This window comes from Cytobacillus sp. S13-E01, from assembly GCF_029193815.1.
In the GTDB taxonomy this organism is placed as follows: domain Bacteria; phylum Bacillota; class Bacilli; order Bacillales; family Bacillaceae_L; genus Bacillus_BV.
Window position 1 is genome coordinate 1 of the sequence record NZ_JARFVC010000063.1, and the last position, 8322, is coordinate 8322.

Here is an 8322-nt window from a genome sequence, read left to right on the forward strand (position 1 = left end):
GTAAGCGTCAAATACAGCCCACATTCTATTAATAGTGAGTCCATGAGATAATCTCCCTAGAAATCATATTGGGAGGTTTTTCTATGACCCTTAAGGAAAAAAGAATAGAATGGAAAGCACGATACGAAGAATGGAAACAGAGTGGAGAGAGTGTAGTGGATTGGTGCCAACATCAAGAAATTAAAGTCCACCAAATGTATTACTGGATACGGCAATTTGAAAGTAACAGCGGTTCCAAACAGACACCCGTTGCGGCACAATGGTTCACTGTTCAGGTTGATGAAGAAGCACCCCCTTCGGGGCAGGGTTCTGTTCTGCTTCATTTTGGTACGATCACAGTTGAGGTACCAACTGGAGCCAACATGGATCTATTATCAGATGTTGTCCATGTGCTTAAAAACCAATGTTAACCAATACCCAATTTCAAAGGGTTTATCTAGCGCGGGGTAGTACAGATCTTCGCAAATCGATTGATGGGCTAGCTGTCATCGTGAAGGAATGTTTTGAACTTGATCCCTTTTCGCCCAGTCTATTCGTTTTCTGTAATCGGAAGCGAGACAAGTTAAAAATCCTTCATTGGGAAAATAATGGGTTTTGGCTTTATTATCGCCGGCTGGAAAAAGGTACCTTCCATTGGCCATCGGAAAATGATAAGACCCCCAAGAACATCAGCCCTCGCCAATTTCGTTGGTTGCTAGATGGACTATCCATCGAACAAAAGCAAGCCCATCAGGAAGTAAAAGCACGTATTATTCTATAAAACTAGTTAAATACAAAATAGGGGGAATTCGGCTGGTCAAACCGGATTCTTTTCCGTATACTAGGTGTATGGAAAAGACAGCGCAAACTTCAAAAGATACAATTGAATATTACAAAGCGCTCAACGAGAAACTCGAAATGGAAAAGGAAGAGTTGGAAGCTAAACTAAAATGGTACGAGGAACAATTCCGTCTGAGCCAACAGCGCAGATTCGGGGCTTCTAGCGAGAAGACCGACCTGGATCAACTTTCCCTTTTTAATGAAGCCGAAGCTACATTCGACCCGAAGGTTGAAGAACCAACCGTTGAGACGGTTACATATAAGCGTAAGAAACAGCGTGGAGAACGTGAACGCAAATTCGAAAACCTGCCTACAGAGACGATTCACTATCGTTTGTCTGATGAGGAACAGGTTTGTTCGTGCTGCAGTGGTACAATGCATGAAATGAGTACAGAAGTACGCAAGGAATTAAAGGTTATCCCACCACAGGTCAAAGTGGTTGAACATGTTCGCCATGTATATAGTTGCCGCCACTGCGAGCGTAATGAATTAGAAACACCTATTGTGACGGCGGAAATGCCGAAGTCAGTTTTCCCTGGTAGTTTAGCATCCCCTTCGGCGATGGCATTTACCATGACCCAAAAATATGTTGAAGGCATGCCCCTGTACCGCCAAGAAAAGCACTTGGAGCGATTTGGTGTGTCTATTTCTCGTCAAACGCTAGCCAACTGGACCATCTATGGGGCAGAAACATGGCTTAGTCCGATTTATGAGGAGATGCATGCGAACCTCCTGCAGATGGAATGGCTACACGCCGATGAAACAACCCTGCAGGTCTTATCTGAGCCAGATCGTCCACAGGCGTCGACATCCTATATCTGGCTGTATCGCTCAGGTCATGGGAATACGCCTATAGTCCTGTATGATTACCAGCAAACACGGGCTAGCAAGCATCCTCAGCGGTTTTTGGACGGCTTCCAGGGATATCTGCATGTGGATGGGTATGCTGGTTACAATAATATACCGGATGTTAGGTTGGTCGGGTGCTGGGCGCATTCCCGCCGAAAATTCACCGAGGCCCTTCGAGCGCTTCCTGAGACCGCAAGCACATCTACCGTCAAGGCAAAGGAAGGTTTGGCTTATTGTAACCAATTATTTGAAATCGAGCGCAAACTAAAGGGCGTAAGTCCGGAGGAGCGCTTCGACGCACGACAGGAACTCAGCAAACCAGTGCTAGAGGCTTTTTCGGCATGGTTAAAAGAACTAACACCCCGTGTATTGCCAAAAAGTGCACTTGGTCAAGCTATCAAATATTGCCGTAATCAATGGGATAGATTAGTAGCATTTTTAGAGGACGGACATTTGGAGATTGATAACAACCTAGCCGAAAGATCTATTAAACCTTTTGTAATCGGCCGCAAAAATTGGTTGTTTAGTAATACCGCAAGGGGAGCAAAGTCTAGTGCGATCATCTATAGTGTTGTAGAGACAGCAAAGGAAAATGGATTGAACCCATTCTATTATCTTAGCTATCTATTTCAGGAGCTTCCCAATATTGATACGACAGACAAAACAAAATTGGCCGAATTCCTGCCATGGTCACCGACACTTCCCGAGAATTGCCGGGTTCTTGTTAAATCTAAATAAAGCATAAATCAAATCCCCATCTGAAAACAGGTGGGGATTATTTGACGCTTACGACACTAAAACTTGGTACAAATTTTTATACTTTCTTATCTTTTAAGAAAAGCGCTGGGCGCCCGGAGCTAGCCACTAAATTAAGTACAGACTTTTTACTTTTTATACTTTCTTACTTCGTAACAAAAAGCCATCAGATGATGGCTTTTTGTTATTGTTTAGGAATTTATAAAATTGTAAGGTTGTGTATTGTGTATTACTTCGTGTCTCTGTCTATCTATGTCTAGCTCCAGGCGCCCTGCGCTTTTGTTCTTATAATTTTCTTTTTACACTTCGAAGCTTATCTTCCATTCTAACCTTCTTATCTCGTCTATCATCAATTCGAATATTGGTTGCTACTCTTTTAATTCCCTGATTAAAAGGTGCCTCATGTATAGCCTGAATGACCTCAAAAAGGATTGGAAGCTCACCTTCAATTAATGTGTTCATTGGTGTTAATTGAAAATTAATTTTTCCTTCTACCTTGAATTGCTCTAATATTCTTTGGATATCCACAACATAGTCACTTACACTTGGTGTCTTGGTACCAATTGGAATGACCGTAACATCTACAATTGCCATACTATCACTCCTTACATTTTTATTAGCTCTTTTATTTCTTTTCCATTAATATCAATTAATTTCTCAAACTGGTAGCCGTATAAACAGAAGTAACCGTTTGGTGAACAGTTGATTGGTAAATTATCAGTTTTTGAAAGGATCACTTCTGTTTCTTCTGATTCAATTGAATAAGAAACAAGCTCAAACTTTTTAATATATGTATCATAGCTTGCACTTTCTGATGGCTCAAATGTGTAAAATTGTTTTTTACTTGTTACATATTCATGATACGGAACAAACCATTTTGAGTAATCTGTTAATAGAGGGATTTTCACCTCGTTAAGCTTCTCCATACTACCAGGCTTATAAAAACGATAAACCCCTATCGAATTATCTTCTGCATCATTACTTATGGACAATAGGAAATCCTTATACGTTGCAAAGTATACAATATTTTCTAATAATAATGATTCTTTTTGCTTGATAAAATCATATTGGTACAATGGTGCCCTAAAGCTCGGCTCATCTTGGCTCCATTTCATATAGGCGATACTTGACTGATCTAACCATTGAACAAACGGTTCAGGAATCGAATATTGTTTAACTGCTTGTTCTTGTTCTTGTTCTTTAACATTCAAAACAAACGTATTGAACGTCCAATCCTCCAAAAATGCTGTTACAAAGACTTCGTCTACTACATCTGGATTCCAAACATATTGTAAATCGAACGAATTGATTTGCCAATCATACTTTTTATCACCATTTTTGTCGAGCACAATTAATTCAGCCATATTTCGTGCTCCTGAGGTATGGATCAAAAATAGACTGTAATTTTCGTTTGCTTTCATTGTAACAATCGGAAATTCTGTACTATAAAACAATTCTTTTTTACCAGAAAAAAGATTGTAATAATAAATATCGGAACCACCATTTCGATCTATTACATATAATACACTTTCATCGTCAAACCATTCACCAACTGTATTAAAAGCTTCTCCATTTATGTCAAGAGGTTGTATCTGTTGTTTACCGCTAATAAAACGTACAGGTACAGGACTTTTAAGTAAATCCTTATCTTCTCCATATGGCATATCACCTACTTCATACAATTGATGAGAGGATTGACACCCAGTTAATACAATAATCAAAAATATAAATCCAAAAAGAACTCTCATCAACTACATTTCACCTCTCATACTTAATAATACGATTATGAGGCCTAAAAAGTTTCAATACAAGAGAAAAAAAGCCGAAAGATCGGCTTTTTAATACTATTTTTTAGCGTACACTTAATTATCGTTTTCATTCACACCTTATATATCTCACATATACAATGAAGCTAAAAATATTCCTAGGCTCTCTTCATATATTTCAGAGAACTGTGAAAGTGGCAATGGATTAACACCTTCTCCTAGTTCAATCGTAAACCCAGGACGCTTCCATTCCTGGATAAACCAATCTTTATATCCTGCATGACTATCTATATATCTCACCGCTAGATAGCCACTAACACGTGTAAATTCGTTTACAATGGTTTTAGCATAATCTGGTTCAAAGCCTTCATATCCCCAATATATTTCTTCACCCTGGGTGTGAAGGGCAAGAACTCTAGAGAAGTCACTTTTCCTAGTTAGTTCTGCCATTGCAATAGCCTCTGGTTCTGTTAGCGGAGCATCACCAGGGTAGTCTCTTGGTGCTTTTGCTTTAGGTTCTTTTCTTTCTTTTTCAATCTCCCATTTTGCTGGGTATTGATTATTCAAATCTACCCCGCGAATGTTCGCTTTCCAATTTTTGAAATCCAGGCTGCCTTCATTTATTTTAACTACATTGCTTTTATAGGGCTCCTCACTTGGCGGACCATTTAATACCAAATTCACCCCATCTGGATTAACCATGGGCACGATGGAAAGAGTGACATCATAATAGAAAGGTTCGATCACAAAGCCTCTTATTGAAGCCATATTGGTAAGGGCTAAAAGATATTGATTAATAAAAGTCATGATGATTCCTGTAGTAATCCATTCATTAGCATGAAAGGAAGCATTAATGTGTACACGTTTACGTCCATTTCCAATTTTAATTTCTGGTATATCTGAACCTAATACACTTTCCCCAATTGAACTCTTTTGTATAAATGGGTAAACGTCAATAAGCTTGTGGATATCAGTAACCAATGACTGATAATCATATTCTTTATTCCCGTTAACTACAAGTTCAGCTACCCTTACCGGAACATAAATTTCTTGCCCTACCTTTAATGATCTTGGATTAATTCCTGGGTTTAATAAAACAAGCGCATCGGAAGATATATTCCGCTTAGAAGCTATCGTCCAAAAGGTATCTGCCTTCTTAATGATATAGCTACGCTTTGCAAAACCAGGTACATTTACCTGCTGACCAATTTGAAGATAATTACTATTTATATCTCGATTCGAATCAATAACTAGCTGCAGTGGCAGTGCAAACAGTTGGCTATAGTACCATAGTGAATCACCTGCTCGAACTGTTACCCTCATACATCTACCTCCTCAATGTTTGCTTATATACAACTGTATGAGTGATAGCAATAAAACATTCATATGACCAACCTGATTGTATCCTTAGCTCAAGTAAAGCAAGTACGTCCGGAGCTAGACACTTAAACTAGGTACAATATTTTGCTGCCCCTTAAGGTCTGACAACAAAACAGGACGTACTCTCTTTCTAGCGTTATACCTTCAACTAACAAAGAATGGACCCACTGTTTGAAATTCCACTTTATTCATTCATTAGAAAAAGCTCTGACCAGAAAATCGGTCAAAGCTTTTATCGACTACTTATCTAGTATTTTTGGAAAACCTTGATCTTCTGTATAAGAAGTACCGTTATAAAAACGTAGGAGGTCTCCATAAACGATTTGATCTGAGTAATCTAGCTCTTGCTTTGCTTTTTCCATGTAAGGTTCACAATTCACTTGATCAATTTCATCACCTGTACTCTTATCATAACACGTGTTTTTCGTGAATACATAGTCATCTGTAATAAAGCTGCCATCTCTTAATACTGTAAACGGCATCTTTTGATCAGAGAATACATCTGAACCAAACTGTATATCATTCTCTGTACTGATTCCTAATAAATGAAGGATTGTTGGTTTCAAATCAATTTGACCTGACACTTGAGAGAATAATTCTGGTTTTTTGTCTGTTATACCTGGAATGTGAACAATAAACGGGACACGTTGTAATTGAACAGATTCAAAAGGTGTCACTTCACGACCCAAAAATTTTCCCATTGCAACATTATGATTTTCAGAAATTCCGTAGTGGTCACCATATATAATAATGATTGAATCTTCATAAAGACCAGCTTCTTTTAAACGAGTGATAAAATTTTTAACCGCTTCATCTTGGTACCGCACAGTTGGGAAATAGCGATTTAAAGTTCGGCTATTCGATGTAAATTCATTTATCATTTTATCTTCTTCATTTAACTCAAATGGAAAATGATTTGTTAGTGTAATGAATTTAGAATAAAACGGTTGTGGTTGAGATTTTAAGTGCTCAATCGATTGATCAAAAAACTCAAGATCCTTTAAACCCCAGCCAATTGAATTTTCTTCATTCACTTCATAATCTGAAATTTCAAAGAAACGATCATATCCTAATGTATCGTACATAATATCACGATTCCAGAAGCTCTTATTATTTGCATGTAATACAGAGGTGTAGTAACCATTGTCTTTTAGTATTTCTGGTGTAGCATTAAATTCATTACCACTATGTGTAAAAAACACTGCCCCACGGCCTAATGGATATAGGGAGTTATCCAGTAAAAACTCTGAATCTGACGTCTTCCCTTGACCCGTTTGATGATAGAAATTATCAAAGTAAAAGCTTTCTCCAATAAAGTCATTTAGGAATGGTGTAATTTCTTCCCCATCGATTGTTTCATTAATGACGAAGCTTTGTGTAGATTCCAATGATAGTAAAATAACGTTTTTTCCTCGGGCTACCCCAAATAAGTCATCATTTGGTTTCTTTTGATTTGCTTTTATATAGTTCTCAATTTCAACGAAAGAGCTACTGTCTGCTAATGCACGCTGAGCAGACGACTTAGATTGCAGGACAATATCATAAATATGATAATTATATGTTCCAATATTTTTCACCAACATCTCGCGGTCAAATGTACGAGTAAGCAATTGAGGTCTTTGTATTTCAGCGAGTCCTAGGTTAAAGAAGAACACGGCTGCAACAATGATAAAATAAGATTTGCGTTCTTTTCTTGTGAATGTTTCCATACTTGCAAACTGAGGTCTAAGCTTCATGATAAGTATTACCAAAATAATATCACTAAAAAGCAGTAGATCCGTAAACTTAAACAATTCCGTAAGGCTACTACCTAGATCACCCATATTGCTCGTTTGGAACAGTACTGGAATTGTTAAGAAATCATTAAAGAAACGATAAAATACAACATTCGCAAATAATATTAGGGACGTAAAAACACTCACAGTAATTATATAAGCATTTCTATGCTTTTCCTTCAAAAAAAACGCTAATCCAAACACAAATAATAAAAAGCTTAGGGGATTAATAAAAAGGATAAACTCCTGCATTACCGACTCTATTTTAATATCAAAGCTAGTCTTATAGACAATATACGTTTTAATCCATAGAAGAAATGTTGTTAATACTAGAAAATTAAGTTTTGAGAAAGATGATTTACTCATCTATACAACCTCCTTGTAGCGCGAACACGGCAATTTTTTCAATTACTTCCCATTTATTCCGCATTAACGAGCAGTAAGACCCCCACTTCAAAAATTTTAAAATTTGAAGATGTAAAAGTCGGGGACGAAAGCACCCCCACTTTGGGAAGTCTCCTTTATAGGTTTTAAGCAAGATTAAGCATAATCTTAATACTACCTTTACAAAAAAGCAATAACTAATTTATTGGTTAGCTTGTAGTATATTTTTATACAAAATTACTTATTTTGAGCTTATAGATATTAGACGCTGCAGGCTGTAAAAAGTTTCGATGATTTTAAAAGTTATAATCATCTGAATATTCTACCTAACTGACTCACTCCACGGGGCAAGCCCACGTGGGTTCTCACATATAGATTCTCGCAAGCGTACATGGAGTCGAACTCCCATCGGCGTTACGCACTAACTACAGGGGTGAAAACCAACAGACAAGCGATCCACCGACCACATTGGCGTCTGTTTTCTCTTCATGTGAAGACAGAGGCGAAGTCAAACCCCTGTTTTTAAAATCAAGATACGACTTTGTTTATTTTAATTCCACTATTTAAAACAACTACACGGTTGTTTCTTATTT

The 8322-nt window shown here is 37.6% G+C and carries 7 protein-coding genes; 3 read left to right on the forward strand and 4 right to left on the reverse strand.

What is annotated here, in order from left to right; translation table 11 throughout:
* Positions 1-83 precede the first annotated feature (83 nt).
* The 3 genes from tnpA (at position 84) to tnpC (ending at position 2406) form a co-directional block, all read left to right on the forward strand.
* Entirely contained in the window at positions 84-410 is a 327-nt protein-coding gene (tnpA, locus tag PY093_RS20900) for an IS66 family insertion sequence element accessory protein TnpA (protein ID WP_275645859.1), read from the forward strand.
* A complete protein-coding gene (gene tnpB, locus PY093_RS20905; protein ID WP_275645858.1) occupies positions 404-760 on the forward strand; it encodes an IS66 family insertion sequence element accessory protein TnpB in 357 nt (118 codons plus the stop codon). The genes tnpA and tnpB overlap by 7 nt, the downstream gene beginning before the upstream one ends.
* A 68-nt stretch (positions 761-828) precedes the next feature.
* Positions 829-2406: an IS66 family transposase gene (gene tnpC / locus PY093_RS20910; protein WP_481769292.1), complete on the forward strand. Its 1578-nt coding sequence runs from the start codon at positions 829-831 to the stop codon at positions 2404-2406.
* Positions 2407-2709: 303 nt separating this feature from the next.
* Here the strand turns inward: tnpC and PY093_RS20915 are convergent, their stop codons facing one another.
* The 4 genes from PY093_RS20915 to PY093_RS20930 form a co-directional block, all read right to left on the reverse strand.
* Complete coding sequence (locus tag PY093_RS20915) at positions 2710-3018, reverse strand: MTH1187 family thiamine-binding protein (protein ID WP_275647684.1); 309 nt, start codon at positions 3016-3018, stop codon at positions 2710-2712.
* 11 nt (positions 3019-3029) lie between these two features.
* Positions 3030-4172, reverse strand: coding sequence for a YqgU-like beta propeller domain-containing protein (locus PY093_RS20920; RefSeq protein WP_345774257.1), 1143 nt, complete (start codon positions 4170-4172; stop codon positions 3030-3032).
* Between the two features lie 147 nt (positions 4173-4319).
* On the reverse strand, positions 4320-5513 hold the full coding sequence (locus PY093_RS20925; protein WP_275647686.1) for a M14 family metallopeptidase: 1194 nt from the start codon (positions 5511-5513) through the stop codon (positions 4320-4322).
* Positions 5514-5809: 296 nt separating this feature from the next.
* Positions 5810-7711: an LTA synthase family protein gene (locus tag PY093_RS20930; protein WP_275647687.1), complete on the reverse strand. Its 1902-nt coding sequence runs from the start codon at positions 7709-7711 to the stop codon at positions 5810-5812.
* Between the last annotated feature and the right edge of the window lie 611 nt (positions 7712-8322).